Genomic DNA, 22,682 nt, shown 5'->3' with positions numbered 1-22,682 from the left:
TGTTTCAGGAGATAGGCTTTTCCAGTGACAAATAAAGTTCAATATGGAATGATAGACTACGACCCAAAACAGAAACTTTTTTGAAATGGGACCGTCTATATAAGATGTGGGGGAGAGAGAGAAAATCAGGAGGTAAATAATGGCAACAAAGGCCAAGAAGAAAGTCAGGAAGAAAAAGAACAACTTGCTGATGATTGCCGTATCGTTTGCAATATTCCTTTTCCTTAGTGTGATCGGAGGCTACTTCGCCCTGTTGTATGCGGGAGACCGGATGATTGAGCAAAACGTACAAAAGCTACAGGACTTGAAAGCAGAACCAACTGTCATATACGACAAAAACGGGAAAGAGATGACGAGTCTGATTCGTCAGAAAAACCGTGTATACAAACCGATTAATGAAATGCCAAAGACTTTGATCAATGCTTTCCTCGCTGTTGAGGATAAGCGCTTTTACGAACACAAGGGCGTCGATATGGTTCGGATCGGTGGCGCCATTGTCAATGATATTAAAAAAGGATCGTTAGCTGAAGGGGGAAGTACCATTACCCAACAGCTAGCAAGAAACGTCTTTCTCACCCTAGACCAAACGTTCTGGCGTAAAACAAAAGAAATGAGTATCGCGATTGGCTTGGAGCGCAAGTACTCCAAGGATCAAATTTTAGAGATGTACTTGAACCGCGTTTATTTGGGCGAAGGGGAATTTGGGGTAGAGGATGCTGCCCAGTATTACTTCGGTAAATCGGTAAGCGATGAGAACTTTACCGTTGCGGAAGCAGCGATGCTGGCAGCTATTCCAAAAGCACCGACCACTTATTCACCTTTTAACAATCCAGAAAAGGCGAAACTGCGTCGAGATACGGTCATTCGTCTGATGCATGAGCAAGGAATCATTACCGATGAGCAAAAAGAGGCAGCACAAGCAGAGCCGTTGCCGAAAGAGCCGCATGAAGTAGCGGGTGCGAGCTTGAAAAAAGGCTATCGCGCGTTTTTTGACAATATGGTAGAAGAATCCGAAGCCAAGTTCGGCGTGACAGAAGAAGAACTTTACCGCGGGGGCTGGAACATTTACACGACCTTTGACCCGAAAGTACAGGATGCCATGGTAGAGGAATATGCCAATGCCAAAAACTTCCCGAAAGATGGCGCCAAGCGCGGTGTAGAATCATCGATGATTGTCATCGACGCGAAAACAGGCGGAATTGCCGGGATGATGGGCGGACGCAACTATGCGCCAAAAGGCTTTAACTATGCGACAGACATGAAGCGTCAACCGGGCTCCAGCTTTAAGCCGATTGCCGTGTTCGCTCCAGCAGTCAATAAAGATATCAACAAATGGAACGCGAATTCGCAACTGAGCAACAAAAGGCAGAGCTTCAATGGCTATGAGCCGCGCAACTACAATAACCGATACACGGAAACAATGAGCATGAACCGGGCGATGATCGACTCCGCGAATATCCCGCCGGTTTGGCTGTTAAATGAAATTGGTGTACCAGAAAGCTTGGAATACCTCAAGAAAGTCGGTATTGAGCTGACTCCGAACGATCGAAACCTGGCAATCGCCCTTGGGGGATTGAGTGTAGGTACGTCTCCGTTGGAAATGGCTCAGGCGTACACGCCTTTTGTCAATGGAGGGGTAGTGTCTGAGACGCACTCGATCACGAAGGTGGAGAACAAGGACGAGGGTGTTGTCCGTGAATATAAGCCTAAACAAACTGAGGCACTGAAGCCGGAAGCAGCTTGGGAGATTCACACCATGCTGGAGAAAGCGGTCCAGGAAGGTACAGGGAAGGCAGCGCGTATCTCTGGCCGCCATGTTGCAGGTAAAACCGGTACGACACAATCGATTGCAGGAGATAGCAAAGCAAACAAGGATGCTTGGTTCGTTGGATATACTCCGGAATATGTCGGTGCCGTTTGGATGGGCTTCGATCCGGAGGACAAACAGCATTTGATGCACCAAGGAAGTAGCATGACGGCACAAATGTTCTCCAAAGTGTTGGCAACAGCGTTAAAAGGTGTACCGTCATCGGACTTCGTTCGACCAGAAGGCGTGGTACAACATAAACAAGAGGAAGTTGAACCAGAGCTTCAAATGGCTGCAGACATGTCATTGGACCCAAGTACGAATAAATTGATGGTCGTGCTTAGCTGGATTGGTGGAGCTGACGGCAATACGTACGATCTGTACCGCATTAGCGAAAACGGCGAAAGACAGCTCATCTCTGCGGGTATGAAGGAAACCTCTTATGTAGATGTCCTGGATAGTCCGAAACAGTATCGTTATCAAGTCGTGCCGCGAAATGCACAAGGTGAGGAAGGCACACCTTCAAAAGAAGTCCCAATCGACTCCAAAAAGCTGGAGAATATGCTTAATGGAGATCCTGGTCATAACGAGGAAGGCAACGATCAGGGGCAGAATCCGGGTGGTACCGAAAATGGAAACGGTGAAAATCCACCTGACCAAGGTACCGGAGAAGCTGGTGAGCATACAAATAATGGAGATGGTGGGCAATCGCCAAATCCGGGAACAGGTGAGGTTCCACCGGACATTGTGAATCCAGATCCTAGTCAGACAAATGGTTCCTCCAATGAAATTCAATTACCGCCACCTCCACAAGAGGAGGGGCAGAACCAGTTCCCAGATGCATCAAACGGCTAAAGATTAGCCCAGCAAGAACGATTCAAAACCGATTCGACTATTTGCACAGCTTCTTTCGCGTGGTACAATACCAGTAAATCGGGAGACAGGGGGGACAGTCCATGTCTGGCTACGCACAAAGAGATCTACCCACATTTTTCAAAGAACAGTTACGACAAACCAAGGTGAATTTTGAGCGAGCTCTTGACTGTAAACACACCGATTTCGATGATCTTTACCCATACATGAACGAGCAGCCACAGTTCTTCTGGTACAAACGCTACGTGGCTTGGTCAGAATTGTTGACCGTCGTACGTCTAGCTGAACAATTGGGTATTGAGTGGACAGAGGATTTCAGTGAGCAGCAGGTAGAATTCATTCAAGGCAAGGTTCTGCAAGGAAAAGTGCTCGATTATTGGAACCCGGAAGAAGGACAAGAAGAATCGATGAGAGAATTGGAAGAAGAAAAATAAATGTGATCGTAAAAACATGGCGCGTTCCCACTTGCGGGAACGCGCTTTTTTGCGTGCGCTAAGCAAAGCTCACTTTTGATAGTCACAGTGTCTAACGTTTCATACATGTTCATGAATTTTTGTAAAAAAATGTATACATCTTCCCTCTTCTTTTCAGTAATATGTATTGGCACCATAATTGCAATTCTAACAACGTGTATTTTATTACATTCCAAATGGAGAGAAGGTGAACTTGGCCCACTCCAAATACGGCTTCCACGCAACAAACGAAAATACGGTTTCCATTCAAAGGAGGTTTGCTCATTCATGAAGAAAAAGCGTCACACAGTACACACAGGCCGCATAATGGCTGGTGTCCTTCTCTCGACATCATTTTTATTGGGGACGGTTGGAACTCCTGTCCAAGCCTTGGCAGTCAAAGATTATTCAAGTGCGCTCGCTAGGGATGGGAGTCAAAACGTTCCGCCTTCTGGAAAACCTGTGGAGAGAAAGCTGGACCCAATCACCTCGTTTCAGCATCAATCCAGTGATGAAGCAGGGGAATATCCTCATCCAGTAGAGCCGACCTGGAGTGTAGAGGAGCAAGAGTCTTCTAACGAACAGCAGCGGAGCATGAAGGCAAATGTCGAAAAGTACACGATGTCCGATTTGAATAAGCTCAGCTACGACGAATTAGTCAATGTACTGGTGACAATCAACTGGGAGCAGATTCCTGAATTATTCGACTTTACTCCTGATTCGTATGCCTTTTATAACGATCGTCAGCGCGTTCAGGCCATCATTGACGCATTGCAAGTCAGAGGCACACAATACTCCAGCAGCGATTCTAAAGGAATTGACACGTTGGTTGAGGTGCTTCGCTCTGGATATTACCTCGGGTACTACCATCAGGAATTATCCTATCTCAATCAGAGAAGCGAGCATCAAAAAGTGTTCCCTGCTCTGCATGCCATTGCAGACAATCCGAATTTCAAATTAGGGACAGATACTCAAAATGAGGTGATAGGTGCATTTGGTGGACTCATCGGAAACACTTTTGTAAGCGCTTCCCTCGTAGAGAAAGCTGCACCGATCATCCGTCAATACGAGGAACAAATGGACACTTTCATTCATCAGCGCAGTGCAGGTGATGCTGTTTTCCGTATCATGAGCCAGTTTAGCTATATTTTAATGTGGAGAGTGGATGAACCAACCAAACAACAGGAGTTTTACGGCAAAATAGATACGTATTTGAACGGGCTGGGAAATCTCGCCTTGCATGGCGATACAGATGAAGCGAAAGAATGGGTCCTCGACAATGGTTTTTATCACAGTGCTTATTTGGGAGAATACCATTCCAATCCGAATAAGGGCAACGAGGTGCTCACAGAAGCGTTAAAGCTTTATCCGTATGTGGGACTTCAGTATATGCAGGTAGCGAAGCTGATCCAGACGGTCTATGGCGGAAAAGATGCGCAGGGAAGGGACATTCAGTTCAACAAGATTCGTGAGGATGCCATGGAAAAGTATCTGCCCAAAGAGTACACATTTGATGACGGGAGCGTCGTCATGAAAACAGGCGGAGATGTCACAGAAGAAAAAGTCAAACGGTTATATTGGGCGGCAAAAGAGGTAAAAGCTCAGTTCCATCGGATGGCAGGACGAGATGAACCGATGGAGAAAGGGAACCCCGACGATATTTTGACCATTGTCCTTTACAATAGTCCTTCAGAGTACAAGATGAACAACCCCCTGTACGGCTATGAAACGGACAACGGAGGCATGTATATCGAGGGGAAAGGAACCTTCTTCACCTACGAGCGAACACCGCAGCAGAGTACGTACACACTGGAAGAATTGTTCCGCCATGAATTCACGCACTATTTGCAGGGGCGCTACGCTATCCCTGGTTTGTGGAATGAAGGTCCGATTTACCGAGACGAGAGACTGTCGTGGTTTGAAGAAGGCGGAGCGGAACTTTTTGCAGGCTCCACGCGAACAACAGGTGTTCTGCCTCGAAAATCCATGGTCAACAATTTGATTCGCTTTGGACAAAATAATTGGTATACGGCGTCTCAAACTTTGCACGCACGCTACGGCACATGGGACTTTTATACGTATTCATACGCCTTGCAGTATCACATGATGAAAGAGGACTGGAACAAGCTCGATGATATCATGGATTACATAGAGGCCAATAACGTGGATGGTTATGACCAGTTAATCCGTACGCTCAGCAATGATTCAGAGCTGAATCGGGATTACCACCGTACCATGGAATCGTTGGTAGACAGCTATCCTGATCTGACCGTGCCGCTGGTGTCGGATGACTATCTGGTCACGCCAGACCCCAAAGCAAGTGCAGAAATCTTTCAGGAAATAGAAGATGTCACCGGATTGCAAAATGTATCTACCAAAAGGCACGATTCAGAGTTCTTCCAAACCTTTACGTTAACAGGCACGTACACGGGTACGCAGGCAGAAGGGGAGAAGCAAGACTGGGAGACGATGAGTCGCATCACAGACGAGTTTTTAACCACGCTTACTTCCCATCCATGGAACGGCTACAAAACCGTAACCGCCTACTTTACCAACTACAGAGTAAATGCGTCCAATCAGTTTGAATATGATGTCACGTTCCATGGGGTATTTCCAGAACAAGGAAATGGAGAGAATCAGCCGCCTGTTATTGTCATGAACGGCCCGGCAAAAGCAGCCGTAAACGAGGAAGTGACGTTTAGCAGTACCGGAAGCTCCGATCCGGATGGCAGCATCGTATCTTATCTGTGGGAATTTGGAGATGGCAAAAGCAGCAGTAATCCCAATCCTACGCATGTCTACGAAAATCAGGGAGAATATACCGTGAAGCTACGAGTAACGGATAACAAAGGAGCCGTTACTGCGAAATCGATTACAATTACGATCGAGGAGCAGGGTGGAGAAATTGGGGAAAAGGAACAAGAGCCAAACAACAGCTTTTCAGAGGCAAATCGGTTGAAAAGCAATGTGGAGTTGAGTGGTCAAACAAGCAAACAAGACGACAAGGACATTTTTGCCTTGAAGGTATTGAGCAACGGAGCGGTGAAAATCAACGTAACGAGTGAGCACGATACCGGTTTGAACTGGGTCGTTCACCACGAGGATGATCTGCATAATTATTTCGCTTACCCCAAAACCTCAGGAAAAACGCTTTCCGGTGAGTTTGAAGCAACTCCGGGCACCTATTATTTGTCCGTGTACAACTTTAACGGTGAAACCATTCCATACAAAGTTACCGCGGAATTGCCAGAAGAAGAAACAGAACCAACCGAAACGGAGCCGAACAATTCATTCGATGACGCGAATGCGCTACAGTTGGGCGAAGAGGTAAGTGGTCAAACCGATCGTACAGATGACAAGGACACGTATATCATTCAGGTTGAAGAGGAAGGGATCGTTCAAGTTACGGTAAGCAGCGAGAAGGACGAAGGCTTAAACTGGGTGGTGTTTCATGAAGATGATCTCGAAACCTATTTCGCCTACCCCGAAAACACAGGTAAGAAACTGACGGGAGAATTTGAGGCAAAACCAGGGAAATACTACTTGTTGGTCTACAACAATAACAACACGAAAATTCCGTACAAAGTGATCGTGAACGCAGAGTAATCTCTCCATTCAAAGGAAAAAGCCTTTCTACCCCTTTTTTAAAAACGGGATAGAAGGGCTTTTTTCGTTTGATAAGCGTCTGGTAAAAATCAGTGCGTAACGGTATGGCGTTCTGCACGTCTTTTCTTTACGTAACCCAAGAATTAATGGAGCCAATTGTAAATGACTTGTGGCGTCTCTTCCTCAGGGCCAGCCGGGAGAACGAATGGAACAGGATTGCTCCAAGGCTGGGCAGAGGACGGGGCATTGGAGATAATGAACTCTGTCCCCAATGAAACAAAGGTGTACAGCTCCTCGACAGCGGCATTGTACAAGCGAACACATCCGAGTGAAACAGATGAGCCGATGCTCTCGGGATGGTTCGTCCCGTGGATGGCATACCCGCTCTCCTGAAAGACCATCCCCCTCGTTCCATAAATATTGTCATGTCCGCGAGGCTGATTGATTTTTTGTTGAATGGTATAGTAGCCTTCGGGTGTTGAACCGTTTTTGCCTATGGCGACGGGATAGCTGCGCACCAGATGGGAACCGCTGATGAGCTGCATCGTATGTGTCGAGGTAGTCAAGTGAAGCTGTAACGGTTCGAAAGGCGCCACTGGCTCCGGATAGCTGGGAAGCGGCAGCACATTGCGCAAGCTGTCCCATGCGGACTCTGGCGAGAAGGCTTTGGGATGATACGGATAGCTTTTTAACAAAAGTCTTTTTGGTGGTACTGGAATTTGCGGCAAATAATTGCCTGGATAAGCGCCAGCCAGATCAGACAGTTGGGCAGGCAATGTACCCGTTTGCTGATAATAGCGGTACAAGGCGTTTCGCAAGATCAGTACATGCTGGAGGGTTAGCTGCTCATCCGTGAGTTCTGCCTTACCTGTGGCAAGTGTCGGTTCTCGTTCCAACTGCACAGGTTTATCCCACCATTTTTCACTGAGAACAGTCCGACTCGTCGGATTGTAACGCAAGATGCCTCGGACTTCGCGCGGCTGATAAAACAGCAAGGGACGGAACAACGGCGAACCAGGTACTTCTGGGACAACCATCACCGTAAAAGGCTGCGTAAGAGCAGGACGCCGGGACTCTACATAGCGCCGGACCTGTTCAGATAGCTCACGGGCACTGAGTGTAGGAGGGACTGCGATGACCTCGACATGTGGCTGCGTTTGAGCTGTTGTCGGTACGGGCTGTTTGGCAGCTTGCGGCGTTGTCTTGGGTGACGCATCTCTCAACGGTCCGGGCGAAAAAGCGAATTGAAAATAGAGAAACAAGAGCGAAGCCAAGAGTAAACGTGTTCGATTGCCCAAGGAATTGCGCTGTCGCTCCCGCAGCAGTCTTTGATAAGCGTCACGCGTCTCGTTGTAATACGAGCCTTGCTTGGATACGAGACCACGTCTGTACGCTTCGAGAGCCTGTTTTGAGTTGCCTTGTGCTTCTCGTTCTTGGCCAAGGTGAAACCAGCCGATGGCTTCGTTTGGATACTGAGTCGTATACCACCGGTAAAAGGCGAGGTCGCTCTGATCCGGATATTTCATATGAAATGTACTTTTTTCCTGAAGAAAGGAAACCTTGTCCACGGATACTTCTCCCCCAAATAAATGAGCGTTTAAAAAGGCGCCCTTATAAGGATGTATCGGCGGGAGACGGGAAAATAATGAGAGTGGAGGTCAAAAATGGTTTATTTACGAACGATCAAGCTGCTGAGAGAGGATTTTCCGAACACGAAAGAATATCCTTTTCACCTGCCTTCCTTGCGTAAGCTGGAAGCAATCGAGCTTGATAGCAGTGTCACTTTTTTTGTAGGAGAGAATGGCTCGGGTAAATCTACGTTGCTTGAGGCTGTTGCCTATCAATGTGGTTTCCATACGGCTGGCGGATCGCGTAACAATTTTTATGAAGTGCATCGCTCGGAGGCGAGTCTGGGTGACTACATACGCCTCTCCTGGCTTCCCAAAATAACGAATGGCTTTTTCTTACGGGCAGAGAGCTTTTATCAGTTTGCCAGTCATATAGATCAGACGGGCTCCGAAAGCTATAAAAACTACGGCGGACGCTCGCTGCATGAGCAGTCGCACGGAGAATCTTTTTTCGCGCTGTTTGCCAATCGCTTCAACGGCAGGGGAATCTACCTGCTGGATGAGCCCGAGGCTGCTCTTTCACCCAAGCGCCAGATTGCTTTTCTTTATCTCATGCGTGATTTGATAGAGGAAGGCGCCCAATTCATTATTGCGACGCACTCGCCGATTCTGTTGGGTTATCCCGGAGCGACTATCCTCAATTTTGACGAATCGCCCGCTCAAGAGGTGAAATATCGGGATACAGAGCACTATCAATTGACGCGTCGTTTCCTGGAGAAGCCCGATCTATTTTTCGATGAAAAATAATTTTCATTCTTCCTGTCACAAAAATCTCCTTGGCGGTTTCTATTAGATGAACGAAGCAGTAGAGGCATTCGTCAATAGCGCACGCAGGAAGGAGGAATCCAGTGGAGGTGCAAGCAAACCTGGTGATGAACCATGCTCGAGTAGAGGATCATACAGATTCCTTTCAAGAATTGTTTACGACCTATTATCCGTTTGTGGTCAGACAGATCATGCGAATTGTGAAAGATCAACAGACGGCAGAAGATATTGCACAGGATGTATTTCTCTCCTTTTACCATACCGATCGCACGGTGATCGAACATATCCCGGCATGGCTGTCCAAGTCCGCACTCTACGCAGCGTACAATTATCTTCGTTCAGAAAAACGCAGGTACGCAAGACAAGAGCGAAGTGCATCTGAGCAAGAACATGTCAGCCCTTCTTCAGAAGAGATGTGGCTTGCAAAAGAGTCCCAGAGTGTCGTCCGTGATGTGCTAGAGCAGCTAGACGAGCGGGAACGAACCTTGCTGGTCATGAAATATTCCGGATTTCCTTATGCGGAGTTGGCGAAAGCGACCGGCACGCAGATCAGCTCGGTGGGAACACTCCTCGCGAGAGCGAAAAGTAAATTTCGTACCATATATGGCCGGATGAGGGGGGAAGAGGAATGAAATGTGCCGATACAGGCTTTATCCAGGCGTTCTTAGACGGTGAGTGCAGCTCAAAAGAAAGTGAGCAATTCCTGCTTCATCTGGAGTACTGTGTAACCTGCCGCACACAGCTAGACGAACTGTCCGCTTTGGATAGCTGGACGCGTGAGAAGATGGAGCATGCTTTTTCCGAGACAAACGATGTGAGGGTCAATACGGAAGCAGCGTGGCAGCGTTTTTCGCAAACAATCGAGAAACCGACGAACACAAATGCACAAGATCGACAAGCGATAACCAATCGAGCAACAATCAGAAGGAGCTGGAATCAGATGAACAAGCAAACCAAAAGATGGGTGACAGGTGCTTCGGCAGCAGCAGTATTAGCTGTGTCCCTGTCTTTCCCACAAGTACAAGCAGCAGCGAACGATTTTCTGTCCATTTTCCGCATGGATAAAGTTGAGTTTGTCAAAGTGACGCAAGAAGATATGCAAGAGCTGGAACAATGGATCGCAAACGGCAATTGGGGCGAGACGGAACTGCCTGGGATCGGAAAAATCTGGATGGATGAAAGCGATCAAGAGAAACTTGAGCAAAGAAGCTATTATTACAACAACAAGGAATCCGCTGAAAAGGCTGGCGTGAAGCTGCCACACCTGCCGCAGGACGTCACGGTAGATAGTGTAAACATCCAATCTCCTTTTACCATGCACATGGAGATCGATGCCGATCGTGCAAACAAGCTACTGGCGCAATTGCAGGTAGAGGCGCGCTTTGATGAAAAGCTGAGTGGCAAACGCTTCTCCTTGAAGATTCCACAGATGCAGCAGGTCTGGATGATTGTCGGAAAAGAAAATATTGGCTACTCTGTCGTAGACGCTCCTGAGCTAAGCGCACCAGAGGGAGTCGATCTGGCACAGCTTCGCGAGACACTCTTGGCCCTGCCGTTCATTCCAGATCAAGTGAAAAAGCAGATGATTAGCATCGAAGACTGGCAGCATACCCTCCCTGTGCCATACATGGCAGACGGCGAGAGCCAGATGAAGGAAGTAAAAGTGAACGGTCAAAACGGCATGCTGATCACAGGTAAATACAATACACATCTGATGTGGCAGCAGGATGGACAGATTCACATGCTGGAAGGCAGCGAAAAGAACGCGGATGGGCTGTTGGATTTTGCAAATCAACTGAAATAAGTAAACAAATAGTGGGGTATTGGCAGAGTTTTCCTGAAGAAGGAGGGCTCTGCTTTGTCCCGTTTGCAATGGGGAAAGTGAGGTAAGCGATGTCAGATTATGTGATAGAGACCTGGGAGTTGACCAAGCAATATAACGGGAAAGCTGGCTGCAAAAATATTACACTACAAGTACCGCGCGGCTCCGTATTTGGTTTCCTCGGGCAAAATGGAGCGGGTAAAAGTACCTTTGTCCGAACGATGCTCGGGTTATTGCACCCAACGAATGGCAAAGCGGTTATGCTTGGGCAGCCGATTGGCAGTGTAGAATCGCGAAAAAAGGTAGGGTACTTGCCAGAGCTGTTTCGCTATCCAGATTGGTTGACGGGCCAGCAGCTCTTGGAACATCATGCCGAGTTGTGTGGATTAACATATCGTGAGAGCAAATCCGTGATAAAAAATGTCGTTGAGCTGGTTGGAATGGCTGGACGCGAGCGTGAACGTATTCGAGGCTATTCCAAAGGCATGCAGCAGCGTATCGGGATTGCCTGCGCTCTTTTATCCGATCCAGAGCTGATCTTCCTCGATGAGCCGACCTCCGCGCTGGACCCAATCGGGCGGAAAGAAGTACGCGAGCTGATTGCGCGGCTGCGTGACCAGGGAAAGACTATTTTTCTCAACAGTCATCTACTGAGTGAAATGGAGAGCGTGTGCAACTACGTCGGGATCATTCACCGCAGTGAGCTGGTCGTACATGGCGACTGGCGCAAGCTGAGCAGCGTCCAACCACAAATTGAATTGACAGTGGACAAGGATAGCGCAGGTTTTCATAACGAGCTTCCTTCCTTCGTCACAGAGAGTCGTCTCGTAAGACAAGAGGAAGACCGTGATACATGGTTAATGACGCTGGATCAGGACGATCGGGTACCCGCTCTGTTGCAACAGTTAATTGCATCCGGGGCTGGGGTACACGAAGTCGTGCGCAAGCAGCAATCACTCGAAGACGTATTCCTGTACTGGGTGCAGAGAAAGGAGGGGGAACGACATGTGGCCGATCATCAAAATCACGTATAGAGAAATGATCTCCAAGCGTATTTTCACGATTACGCTGATCATGTCGCTGGCCTTCCTATTGCTGTTTGGACTTGCCACAGGCTATGCGGTTAAAGAAATGAAAGATATGTTAGGGGACGCGGGCGTGGAGAGATTGTTGGAAAAGCAGGTTCTCTCCACGCAGATGCTGGGCATGGGCTTGTACTTTGGCTCTGTCATTACGGCACTCCTGGCAATTTTGAGCAGTGTAGGAAGCATTGCCTCTGAAATCGAAAGCCATCAAATCGATACGTGGCTGGCACGCGCACTCCCTCGCTACAAATATGTGCTGGGGAAATTTTTCGGGTTGGCGAGTATGCTGGGGTTGTACGCACTCCTGATGTTTACCGGATTATTGGCGATTAACCAATGGGTGGGGGAAGGTATGCTGGCTGTTCAGGTGGATGCTAGCCAAATCCTGAAAGCAGGTGCTTTCTTCGTTAGCATGCCGATCATTCTTGTCTGTGTAGCTATGCTTTTAAGCAGTATCACCACCACGGTGACGGGTGGTATTATCCTGATCATTCTGTACGGGATCAGCTTCGTTGGCGGCTTTATTGAGCAACTTGGTGCGGTCTTTAGCAATAGCTCGCTTACTAACATCGGGATTATTTCCAGTCTGCTCTTCCCAGCAGATTCATTGTTCAGGCAAGCGACACTTTCGTTATTTGATTCGGCTGACGATCCGCTGTCCTTTGCTTCGCAAGGCATTTTCGGTACGACTTCGCCTCCAAGTACTGCCATGCTCATCTACACCATTCTTTATGGCGTCGTAGCGTTGGGGCTGTCCATTCGGGTTTTTCAAAAGAGAGATGTATAAAAAAACAAGAGAACGGCTGATTCGTGCCGTTCTTTTTTTTTCGCCCTTTCATGGGCGATCACCATATGCGCATTTCGTAATTTTTATGATGTTAATAGAGGAAATGCGGTTAAAACAGTTTATGCGCATATTCTATTCGGATTTTTACGAACATTGTTATAATGACAGCACAATATGAAAGCGCATTCGTCATGGTTGCTACAACATCATTGTAAGCGCATTCTTGCAAGGGGGAACTAGGATATGCTGGCATTACTTGGATTTCTCATGGTAGCCGTTTTCATGTACTTGATTATGTCGAGACGGCTTTCGGCATTAGTTGCTTTAATTGTTGTTCCTGTTGTTTTTGCGTTGATTAGCGGATTTGGTACAGAAATTGGCGACATGATGCTTGCAGGCATCAAAAAAATTGCGCCTACGGGAATTATGCTGTTGTTCGCCATTCTATACTTTGGAGTCATGATGGATGCAGGTCTGTTTGACCCATTAATTAAGAAAATCGTGAAAATGGTGAAGGGTGACCCACTGAAGGTTATTGTAGGTACAGCGATTCTCGCTACCTTGGTTGCACTGGATGGAGATGGGACCACGACTTATATGATTACCGTTACGGCGATGCTGCCTTTGTATCGCAAGCTGGGAATCAGACCGATGATTTTGGCGGTCATGCCGATGCTCGCACTCGGTGTCATGAACATGACGCCTTGGGGTGGACCAACAGCACGTGTCATGAGTGTACTCCATATGGATGTTTCCGATATTTTCGTCCCTGTTATTCCTGTGATGATTGGCGGAATTGCGTGGGTGATGATCGTAGCCTGTATTCTGGGCAAACAAGAGCGTAAGCGTCTGGGGATTATGGAGATACCAGATGAAGATTTGCAATCGCTTGCAGGACAAGAAGTAGCGGCGACGGATGAGACTGCTGCACTGAAACGTCCGCGACTGATCTGGTTCAATCTGTTGTTGACAGCAGCCTTGATGGTCGGTCTGATTACGAGCTTCTTGCCATTGCCGACGATGTTCATGCTCGCTTTTGCCATTGCCCTGTTTATTAATTATCCGAAAATGCAAGATCAGAAAGAGCGAATTGCAGCCCACGCAGCTAACGCACTGGCTACCGTGTCCATGGTTTTCGCTGCGGGAATCTTTACAGGCATCCTGACCGAAACGAAAATGATCGATGCGATGGCGAGCACACTCGTTTCCTGGATTCCGGATTCACTTGGTTCCCATATGCCTCTACTCGTAGCGCTGACAAGCATGCCATTCACCTATTTCATGTCAAACGATGCGTATTACTTCGGGATCGTTCCAATCCTGGCGAATGCAGCAGCAGCTTACGGAATCGATCCTGCGGAAATTGGTCGCGCTTCCATCCTGGGTCAACCGCTGCATGTACTCAGCCCGTTGTTTGCAGCACAATACCTGTTGATCGGAATGGTTGGGGTCGATTATGCGGAAACCCAAAAGTTCATCCTGAAATGGGCGTTTGGAACATCGATCGTGATGATTGCGCTTGCTCTTCTTACCGGAGTCATCTCGTTCTAGTCAACTATAAAAAGGAAGAAATAAAGAAGAGGCCTGCTCATGGCCTCTTTTTTCGTCATCGAGCGAAATGAGATACAATGAGAAGAAGAGGAGGGAACGATGTGCGTTTTCACAGCAAGCTGATGTTGATTATTTGCTCGCTCCTTTTTGGCGTGATTGTCATACTCGGTACGATGTTTGAACAGATGCTGGCGGGCGTATTGGAGCATGAGATCGGGACGCGCGCACTGCATACCGCCAAGACCGTCGCGCAGATGTCCGAGATCAAACAGGCGTTTGACGCAGAAGATCCTGCCAAGATTATCAATCCAATCGTGGAAAAAATACGCGTGGACACGAATGCGGCATTTATCACCGTAGGAAATTTGCAAAGCATCCGCTATTCACATCCTGATCCAGAGCAGATTGGCAAAAAGATGGTGGGAGGCGACAACGAAGCAGTATTTGAGGGGCAATCCATCATCTCTGAAACAGTCGGTTCGCTTGGCCCCGGATTGAGAGGAAAGACTCCGATCTATGATGAGGAAGGAAAGGTGATGGGGGTCGTTTCTGTCGGCTTTTTGTTTGAGGATATAAATGAAACGATCGAATCGTATCGCAATCGAATCTTCGTCATCGGCATCGTCACCTTGCTCTTGGGTGTGGTGGCTACGCTCATTCTTTCACAAAATGTAAAAAAAGCGATATTTGGTTTGGAGCCTGAACAAATCGGGCGATTGTATCAGGAAAATCAAGCTGTACTGGAATCAATTCGCGAAGGCATTGTGGCAGTCAATAAGGAAGGAGCGATCACGCTCGCAAATCAGACCGCGCTCCATATGCTGGGGAAAGCGAAGGATAAAGACAGTATCATGGACAAACAGGACGAGCTGGTTCGTTCGCTGGGCCTTCATGAGGTGATTGAGACAGGGAAAGCCGAATTTGACCGCGAAACGAATGTGGACGAGCATGTATTAGTCGTGAACCGGGTCCCGATTATGGATAAGGAGCGCCATGTAATGGGTGCGGTAGCGAGCTTTCGCAATCGGTCCGAGCTGTTCGAGGTCACACAGGAGCTGTCGCGCGTGAAGGAGTACGCGGAAGTCCTTCGTTCCCAGACGCATGAGTATTCCAACAAACTGCATCTCATATCGGGCCTCATCCAGCTTGAATCGTACCAGGAAGCCATTGAAACAATCTCTGCTGAGTTGAATGTACATGTTCACAATACGACGTTTATTATGCAAGAAGTCCCCGACCCGCTGATAGGTGGCTTATTGCTCGGGAAGCTGAACCAAGCCAACGAACGCAAAGTGGAATTGAAAATTGATCCAGAAAGCAACTTCCGTGACATTCCAGCCTCGATTGATCGCTCGCAACTGATTGTCATTCTTGGCAATTTGATAGATAATGCGATGGATGCTGTAAAAGCGCCAGGTGCATTTGCACCAGAAATCACGATCTTTTTGCTCAATATGGAAGAGGTCTTGCTTATAGAGGTAGAGGACCGAGGACCAGGCATCTCCGAAGAAAATGCTGAACGAATCTTTGAGCTGGGCTTCTCTACCAAACAACAGCAGAATCATGGCTACGGATTGCACTTAGTCAAACATGCTGTTTTACATGTACACGGCAGTATTTCGCATACGGGAAATCCGGTAGGCGGAACGATTTTTACTGTGACGATACCAAAGGATGCACGCACGGCAGAACGGAAGGAGGCCGTAAGAGGTGATACGGGTACTCATTATTGAAGACGACCTGAGAATTGCAGAAGTAAACCGACGCTTCGTGGAAAAAGTAGAGGGGTACGAGGTGATTGGCATTGCCACGAATGGGCAAGAGGCCAAGGATCAAATGGAAATTTTGCAGCCTGATCTTGTGTTGCTCGACATTTATTTTCCGGATATGGACGGCCTCGATTTTTTATCGATCATAAAGGAGCAGTTCCCTACAACAGATGTCATCATGCTGACTGCTGCCAAAGAAGTGGATGCGGTTGTAGAGGCGATCCGCTATGGCGTATTCGATTTTATTACCAAGCCACTTATCTTTGCGCGCCTGCAACAAACGTTACGGAATTATCAGGAGTTCAGGCAAAAGGTAAGCGATTGGAAAAAAGACACCGATCAGATCAGTCAAGCCCAAATCGATGAGCTCATTGCCCGGACAGGCCAAAAAAAGACAACCGAGACAAGGGCAGTTAAAGGGATCGACCAAATTACCCTGGACAAGATTTCAGGTTTTCTCATGCAGACACAGGAGGCCACGACCGATTTGGTCAGCAAAGAAACAGGCATTAGCCGTTCAACAGCAAGGCGATACCTAGAATATCTGGTAGCCAAAGGAGACGCCATCGCAGACCTTTCGTACGGTGTCGTCGGCCGTCCAGAGCGCGTATACAAGAGCGTCGGGCGGCAAAAAGAATAAAAAAATAACCCTTCGCGCCCGCAAAAGTAAGGTTCAAAGCCTACTTGAGAGAGCGTGAAGGGTCTTTTTTTATGATACGCATTTAAAAGGTTCCGATAAACCAACAAAGCTGGGCGAGAAGAAAAAGCACAGATCTCGCAGACCTTGACAACGCCTACCCAGTCGGAACTTCAAAAAGGGGACCACGCTTGTCGAACACTTCTTCCTTGAGAAACTTCCGCCCGTAGGGTGGCTTTGGCTCGACGGGCCCCTTTTTGAAGTGGAGACGGACATTCAATCCCCCTTGCGGGCGTGTCAGAGTCGAAGAGAACTGTGCTTTTTCTTCTCCTGCACTATGTTGACTCAAACACTTACTTAATCACACAGCTCGCTTCCACCCGATAAATGCGCTGCCCACGAGAAGAAAAGCGCTCCTCATACTCCGTCATCACATTATCCGCCGCCAGCTTGGAATGGTGCAGGTCAAAGGTGATATTGCGCATCTGGAAGCGCTCCGCAGCGAATTGGTTGAGTGAAAACTCAAAAAGGTTCTCATTGTCTGTCTTCATATGAAGCTCACCGTCTGCCACAAGCACCTGACGATAGGTGTTCAAGAAGCTTTTGTAAGTAAGACGGCGTTTCGCATGACGGGTTTTTGGCCACGGATCACTAAAGTTCAGATAGATGCGAGAAATTTCGTGATCGGCAAACAACTCGGTCAACTTGGAAGCGTCGAACTGGACAAAAGCCAGATTCGGAACAGCTTTGTACTCCGTACGCTGGACAGCGCGCAGAACGACCTCCGCCTTCAGTTCAACCGCAATGAAATTGATGTCAGGGTGACGCTCGGCCAATGTATTAATGAAACGTCCTTTTCCGCAGCCGATTTCCACGTGAATCGGATTGTTGTTCCCGAAGCGTTCCTTCCAATTTCCTTTATAGGAAAGGGGATTGTCTACGAACGTCGGATATTCTCTCAGGGCCGCTTCGGCACCTGGAATGTTACGCAGTCGCATATGTGCCTCCTTCAAAACGAACTCCTATCTACTTTACGATGACTCCCTGCTAGTTGCAAGTAGAGAGAGAAGAAAGGGAAGAGAGATTCCAAATGCAGATTACGTGAAAAAGGAGGGAAAAGGGGTTTTTTGTAAATGAGACTAGGACAAAAGTCGCATAGAACACGGGTTTTAACAAATGAGGGCTGGATAAATTTTGCCAATTTGCGAGGGACATTCTGGTAAGGAAATAGACTGAAAATTTGAGGAATGCCTGTTAAATCAAGCGTGAAGGCGTCAAGCGGTAATCGTATCCAGTTGAGAAAATAGTTTTTGGTAAGTTTTTGGTAATTTCATAGAGGGTGAGCTTTGGTAAAGTAGAGAACAAGTGAGAGGTCAGCCAAACTTTGCATAAAATGGTCCCTTGTTGAGCAGGGATCTTTTTTCAAAAGAAAAGGGAGGATGAACAGCATGAAATTACAGAAAGCCCTCATAGGAATCGTAATGGGAGTAACATTGGGAGTCACAGCGATTGTCGCTCCACTGCCAGGAGAGCAAAATGTAGCGGAGGCTGCATGGACGCAATCCAAGGCGGACAAGGTCATTGCCACGGGAAGAAAGTATATGGGTACTCCTTATAAATTCGGTGCGAGCAGTAATACCACAGCCGTATTTGATTGCTCTTCCTTTACAAAGCGCGTTTTTAAAGTCGCAGTCGGCAAGAGCTTGCCACGCACTTCTCGCGATCAAGCCAAGGTAGGAACGAGTGTGTCCAAGTCGAGCCTGAAAAAAGGAGACCTGGTGTTCTTCAAGGCGAGTACAACGACGACGTCCAAACGGATTACACACGTGGCGATTTATGCAGGCAACAACAAACTCTTACATACATATGGAAAACCAGGAGTGACGTATTCGACCTTTAAGGGTACGTCCTGGGAGAAACGCTTCGTTTCGGCACGGCGAGTCTTGTAATCTACTCGTTTGGCTCTCTACTTACTAATACGTCTCGCAAACTGTAAAGTTGCGATGAGCGAAGAGGCAAGTTTTGTAAACATGATAGGAAAAAGGGATGATCCATTGCAGATCATCCCTTTTTGCTTTCGCGCAAAACTCAATCGGATCTCTTTGCAGGCCGAGCGTACTTTTGCCGCCAATAAAAGAAACAGGAAGCAAGAAAGAGGGGGATGGAGGCAAGCAGCATCACTTCCTTGGCCGTAAGTCCGCATGCGATCAATAGACTCGTCATCGCCTGTGAAATCGGCTGCAAGCCTAAAGAGGAGAGCGAGACCAAACTCATGACTTTCCCTAACGAGGCTTGTGGCACCTTTTCCTGAACAAAAGAGAGAATCGGAATATTAATGAGAGAAAATGTGACGCCGAGGGTAAACAGAATAAGCAAGCTGAGCCAGAACTGTTCGGTGAGACTAAAAGCAAAGAAGACAAGCGCTTGCATCATCATGAAAAGAAAGGCGATCTGCAACCTGTTTTGGCCCAGTGTCGTGAGTGCGAGCACGATTGCCCCGGCAAGCATGCCAAAAGCGAGTGCCCCTTCCAAAAAGCTGTACTGCAGGGTAGAGCCAGACAACACCTGATCTACAAAAATCGGCAAGCCGATGTATAAGGGGCCCATCAAAAATACGTTCAGGCAGATGATGGAGGTCAATAGCAAAGGAAGGAAATCCGATTGTCTGACATAACAGAAGCTTTCCTTGATAGATTCCTTGAGCTTTTGCTGTGGTTTGGAAAGAACGGCTGGTTCTTGTTTCGGCATGCACCATGCAGATACACTTGCAACCAGAAGAAGCAAGCCAACAAAGGCGTATAAAAGGGGGTAACTTCCCCACTCAATCACAAAACCGGCAAGAATAGGACCGAGGAGCTGTGAGGTTTGGCTTGTCGTTTGCAGCACAGAATTCGCTCGCAAAAGGGAAGAAGAGGGTACGATTGACGGTATGAACGAATTTTGAGCTGGCCAATAAAAGGCATCAATGGTACCGAAGAATAGAGCGAACCAAACAAACAGCGTAAGCGAGGAATACCCCGACCAGATGATTCCTCCAAGCAACAGCATCAAAAATGCTTTCAGCATGCTTGTGATCGACAGGATTCTCTTTTTGCTCATCCGATCAGCGAGCGTTCCGCCTATCAGCATGAAGACGATTCTGGGAATCGTTGCCGCCATAAATACGAGGCCTAATGAGGCCTCCTGAGATAAGACCTGGATGATATACCAGGTTTGCGAGAAAAGAAAGAGTGAGATACTGAGTCCGGAACAAAGGGCGGACAACCACAGAAGGGTAAAAGGTTTCGTAAACAAGCGGGATGTATCCGCTGAGGGAAGGCTAGATTGCTTGGGGACAGCTTCCATGGAAACTCACTCTCCTTATTATTAACCGGTTAAAAAATATTAACTGTATGTCCGAAAGAAAAACCTACTCGAATAGGCTTTTCATACACATGTGGACTTATGGTCTTACATTTTCCTTTGTTACTCCTGTCCATCCCTTTTGAATAATGGTTCATCAATTTGAAATCCCGTAATCATCAGGTAGTAATCCTGCTTCGAAGATGGGTCATCCAGGGAGCTTTGCTGCAATTCGTGGAGCAGGCTCCGGTATTTTTGCAAAAAGGACACAAACGCTTGCTCACTGACTCTGACTTCAGACTGTAGGGAGATGCGCGGCCATTTCTCGACTTCCGTTGATGTCAGTGCAAAGGCTTCATCAGGAGCACAGAGCGCTCTTGTTTTCGCCCGTTGCAACACTTCGACATAGGATTGTCTGGTAGCCTCCTTCGACTCCGTATACGTGAGCAGATGATCAGCGGGTATGAAGCCTCTTGCCACAGCCTGATAGTATTTGAGAATGTTGCCGCCCTTTTCTTCTTTTTTAACCAACTGGATGATGCCATGCTTCTCCAGCTCACGCAGGTGGTAAAGAATTTTCGCGCGGGACAGTCCAAAAAGTTGGGAGAGTTGTTGCCCCGTGTGCGGCTTTTCTACCAGATGCATCAGCATTTTCGTGCGTAACGGGTCACTGATCACTTTTAGTTGATCGTAGTTTTCGATGATAAAAATCGACTTTTGCTCCAATATCTATCACAATCCTTTTAACCAGTTAAAAATTATTAACTTGATTGTAAAAGGGGATAGCTGGAAAAGTCAATACAAAAACCCTTCCTGAGTGAAGGTGATTCACAGAGGAAGGGTTTTACCTTTACTTGTAACACTAGATTTTCAAAATACCACCCATGCTCGCATTCGTTACCATCTTGGAGTAACGAGCCAGATAGCCTGTTTTTACTTTTGGCTCGAATTCTTTCCAGCCTTCTTTGCGGCGAGCCAGCTCGGCTTCATCCACCTGTAGCTGGATCGTGCGCTCCTCGAGGTCAATCGAGATGATATCTCCGTCCTGTACGAAGGCAATTGGACCGCCTTCTGCCGCTTCTGGAGAGACATGGCCGATACTGATCCCGCGGGAAGCACCGGAGAAGCGTCCGTCTGTAACGAGAGCGACTTCTTTACCAAGGCCCATACCCACGATTTGCGAGGTAGGAGCCAGCATTTCTGGCATGCCTGGACCGCCTTTAGGTCCCTCGTAGCGGATGACGACAACATGACCGGATTTGATTTTGCCAGCAGCGATTCCTGCCAGAGCATCCTCTTGGGAGTCGAAGCAGATGGCTGGACCTTCGTGCTTTTTAATAGAAGGATCGACACCGCCTGTTTTGATGATCGAGCCTTGCGCAGCCAGGTTGCCGAACAGAACAGCGAGACCGCCGGAAGCGCTGTACGGGTTGTCCAGACGACGAATGACTTGATCGTTTTTGATTTCGGCGTCAGCGATGTTTTCGCCAAGGGTTTTGCCCGTGACAGTGATACGGTCTGGATGGATCGCGCCTGCTTTTTTCGCGATTTCTTTCAAAACTGCTGATACGCCGCCTGCCTCGTGGCAATCCTCGATATGATAGTCGGAGGAAGGCGCCAGCTTGCAAATATGTGGAATACGCTTCGCTACTTCGTTGATGCGCTCGATCGGGTATTCGATGCCTGCTTCTTGTGCGATAGCCAGTGTATGGAGAACGGTATTGGTTGACCCACCCATCGCCATGTCAAGTGCGAATGCATCGTCGATTGCCTCGAGTGTCACGATGTCGCGTGGCTTAATGTCGCGTTCAATCAGATTTTTCAGTTTTTCAGCAGATGATTGTACCAGCTCGCGACGTTCAGGAGAGACAGCGAGTACGGTACCGTTGCCAGGCAGAGCCAAACCGATGGCTTCAAGCAGACAGTTCATCGAGTTTGCTGTAAACATGCCGGAACAGGAACCGCAAGTCGGGCATCCATATTGCTCCAGCTCTTCGAGTTGCTGGTCGTTGATCAAGCCTGCTTGGTGAGCTCCGACACCCTCAAATACGGAGGAAAGTGAGATGGAGCGGCCATCACTCGTTTTTCCGGCTTTCATAGGACCACCGGTTACAAAGACGGTTGGAATGTTGACACGAAGCGCACCCATGATCATCCCAGGCGTGATCTTGTCACAGTTCGGAATACAGATCATGCCGTCAAACCAGTGAGCAGCGACAACGGTTTCCAAGCTGTCTGCGATGATCTCGCGGCTCGGGAGGGAGTAGCGCATCCCGATATGTCCCATAGCGATTCCGTCGTCAACACCAATCGTATTGAATTCGAATGGAACCATGCCAGCAGCACGAACGGCTTCTTTGACCAGTTTTCCAAACTCCTGCAAGTGCACGTGACCTGGAATAATGTCGATGTACGAGTTGCAAATGGCGATAAACGGTTTATCGAAATCCTCATCTTTTACACCTGCTGCACGGAGCAAGCTGCGGTGCGGTGCGCGGTCGAATCCTTTTTTGATCATGTCACTTCGTTGTCTGGCCAATTTGAAAAACTCCCTTCCA

17 protein-coding genes are annotated in these 22,682 nt (G+C 47.9%); 12 read left to right on the top strand and 5 right to left on the bottom strand.

Annotated features, from left to right (window positions below; all coding sequences use genetic code 11):
* Window positions 1-139: 139 nt before the first annotated feature.
* From ASG16_RS17245 to ASG16_RS17235, 3 genes are all read left to right on the top strand, one after another.
* A complete protein-coding gene (locus ASG16_RS17245; RefSeq protein WP_056489590.1) occupies window positions 140-2,662 on the top strand; it encodes a PBP1A family penicillin-binding protein in 2,523 nt (840 codons plus the stop codon).
* Between the two features lie 101 nt (window positions 2,663-2,763).
* Entirely contained in the window at window positions 2,764-3,114 is a 351-nt protein-coding gene (locus ASG16_RS17240) for a hypothetical protein (protein WP_056489588.1), read from the top strand.
* A 306-nt stretch (window positions 3,115-3,420) separates the two neighbouring features.
* Window positions 3,421-6,738: a collagenase gene (locus tag ASG16_RS17235; protein WP_056489587.1), complete on the top strand. Its 3,318-nt coding sequence runs from the start codon at window positions 3,421-3,423 to the stop codon at window positions 6,736-6,738.
* Window positions 6,739-6,881: 143 nt separating this feature from the next.
* Here ASG16_RS17235 and ASG16_RS17230 read toward each other — a convergent pair whose 3' ends face one another.
* Entirely contained in the window at window positions 6,882-8,306 is a 1,425-nt protein-coding gene (locus ASG16_RS17230) for a L,D-transpeptidase family protein (RefSeq protein ID WP_056489585.1), read from the bottom strand.
* A 96-nt stretch (window positions 8,307-8,402) separates the two neighbouring features.
* Between ASG16_RS17230 and ASG16_RS17225 the strand changes: the two genes are divergently transcribed.
* From ASG16_RS17225 to ASG16_RS17190, 8 genes are all read left to right on the top strand, one after another.
* Complete coding sequence (locus ASG16_RS17225) at window positions 8,403-9,113, top strand: AAA family ATPase (protein WP_048034107.1); 711 nt, start codon at window positions 8,403-8,405, stop codon at window positions 9,111-9,113.
* A gap of 101 nt (window positions 9,114-9,214) precedes the next feature.
* Entirely contained in the window at window positions 9,215-9,763 is a 549-nt protein-coding gene (locus tag ASG16_RS17220) for an RNA polymerase sigma factor SigX (protein ID WP_082517216.1), read from the top strand.
* Window positions 9,760-10,935, top strand: a complete 1,176-nt coding sequence (locus ASG16_RS17215; RefSeq protein ID WP_056489583.1) for an anti-sigma factor family protein — start codon at window positions 9,760-9,762, stop codon at window positions 10,933-10,935. Before ASG16_RS17220 ends, ASG16_RS17215 begins: the two co-directional genes overlap by 4 nt.
* A gap of 89 nt (window positions 10,936-11,024) precedes the next feature.
* Complete coding sequence (locus tag ASG16_RS17210) at window positions 11,025-11,987, top strand: ABC transporter ATP-binding protein (RefSeq protein WP_056489581.1); 963 nt, start codon at window positions 11,025-11,027, stop codon at window positions 11,985-11,987.
* Window positions 11,959-12,825: an ABC transporter permease subunit gene (locus ASG16_RS17205; protein ID WP_056489579.1), complete on the top strand. Its 867-nt coding sequence runs from the start codon at window positions 11,959-11,961 to the stop codon at window positions 12,823-12,825. Before ASG16_RS17210 ends, ASG16_RS17205 begins: the two co-directional genes overlap by 29 nt.
* 243 nt (window positions 12,826-13,068) lie before the next feature.
* Entirely contained in the window at window positions 13,069-14,376 is a 1,308-nt protein-coding gene (locus tag ASG16_RS17200; protein ID WP_056489577.1) for a CitMHS family transporter, read from the top strand.
* Between the two features lie 101 nt (window positions 14,377-14,477).
* Window positions 14,478-16,109 carry an ATP-binding protein gene (locus tag ASG16_RS17195; RefSeq protein WP_056489575.1) on the top strand — a complete coding sequence of 544 codons (1,632 nt, stop codon included), beginning with the start codon at window positions 14,478-14,480 and terminating at the stop codon, window positions 16,107-16,109.
* On the top strand, window positions 16,087-16,785 hold the full coding sequence (locus ASG16_RS17190; protein WP_007721481.1) for a response regulator: 699 nt from the start codon (window positions 16,087-16,089) through the stop codon (window positions 16,783-16,785). The genes ASG16_RS17195 and ASG16_RS17190 overlap by 23 nt, the downstream gene beginning before the upstream one ends.
* A gap of 350 nt (window positions 16,786-17,135) precedes the next feature.
* Here ASG16_RS17190 and trmB read toward each other — a convergent pair whose 3' ends face one another.
* Complete coding sequence (trmB, locus tag ASG16_RS17180; RefSeq protein WP_056489573.1) at window positions 17,136-17,780, bottom strand: tRNA (guanosine(46)-N7)-methyltransferase TrmB; 645 nt, start codon at window positions 17,778-17,780, stop codon at window positions 17,136-17,138.
* Between the two features lie 450 nt (window positions 17,781-18,230).
* Here trmB and ASG16_RS17170 point away from each other — a divergent pair, with 450 nt between their 5' ends.
* Window positions 18,231-18,731: a C40 family peptidase gene (locus tag ASG16_RS17170; RefSeq protein ID WP_056489571.1), complete on the top strand. Its 501-nt coding sequence runs from the start codon at window positions 18,231-18,233 to the stop codon at window positions 18,729-18,731.
* A gap of 139 nt (window positions 18,732-18,870) precedes the next feature.
* Here ASG16_RS17170 and ASG16_RS17165 read toward each other — a convergent pair whose 3' ends face one another.
* The 3 genes from ASG16_RS17165 to ilvD form a co-directional block, all read right to left on the bottom strand.
* Window positions 18,871-20,127, bottom strand: coding sequence for an MFS transporter (locus tag ASG16_RS17165; protein ID WP_056489569.1), 1,257 nt, complete (start codon window positions 20,125-20,127; stop codon window positions 18,871-18,873).
* 120 nt (window positions 20,128-20,247) lie between these two features.
* A complete protein-coding gene (locus tag ASG16_RS17160) occupies window positions 20,248-20,850 on the bottom strand; it encodes an ArsR/SmtB family transcription factor (RefSeq protein ID WP_056489567.1) in 603 nt (200 codons plus the stop codon).
* 136 nt (window positions 20,851-20,986) lie between these two features.
* Window positions 20,987-22,663, bottom strand: coding sequence for a dihydroxy-acid dehydratase (ilvD, locus tag ASG16_RS17155; RefSeq protein WP_056489566.1), 1,677 nt, complete (start codon window positions 22,661-22,663; stop codon window positions 20,987-20,989).
* Window positions 22,664-22,682: the final 19 nt, after the last annotated feature.

The organism is Brevibacillus sp. Leaf182, from assembly GCF_001423865.2.
In the GTDB taxonomy this organism is placed as follows: Bacteria; Bacillota; Bacilli; order Brevibacillales; family Brevibacillaceae; genus Brevibacillus; species Brevibacillus brevis_C.
Note: the sequence above shows the minus strand (reverse complement) of the source record. Positions and strands in the feature narration are given on the sequence as shown.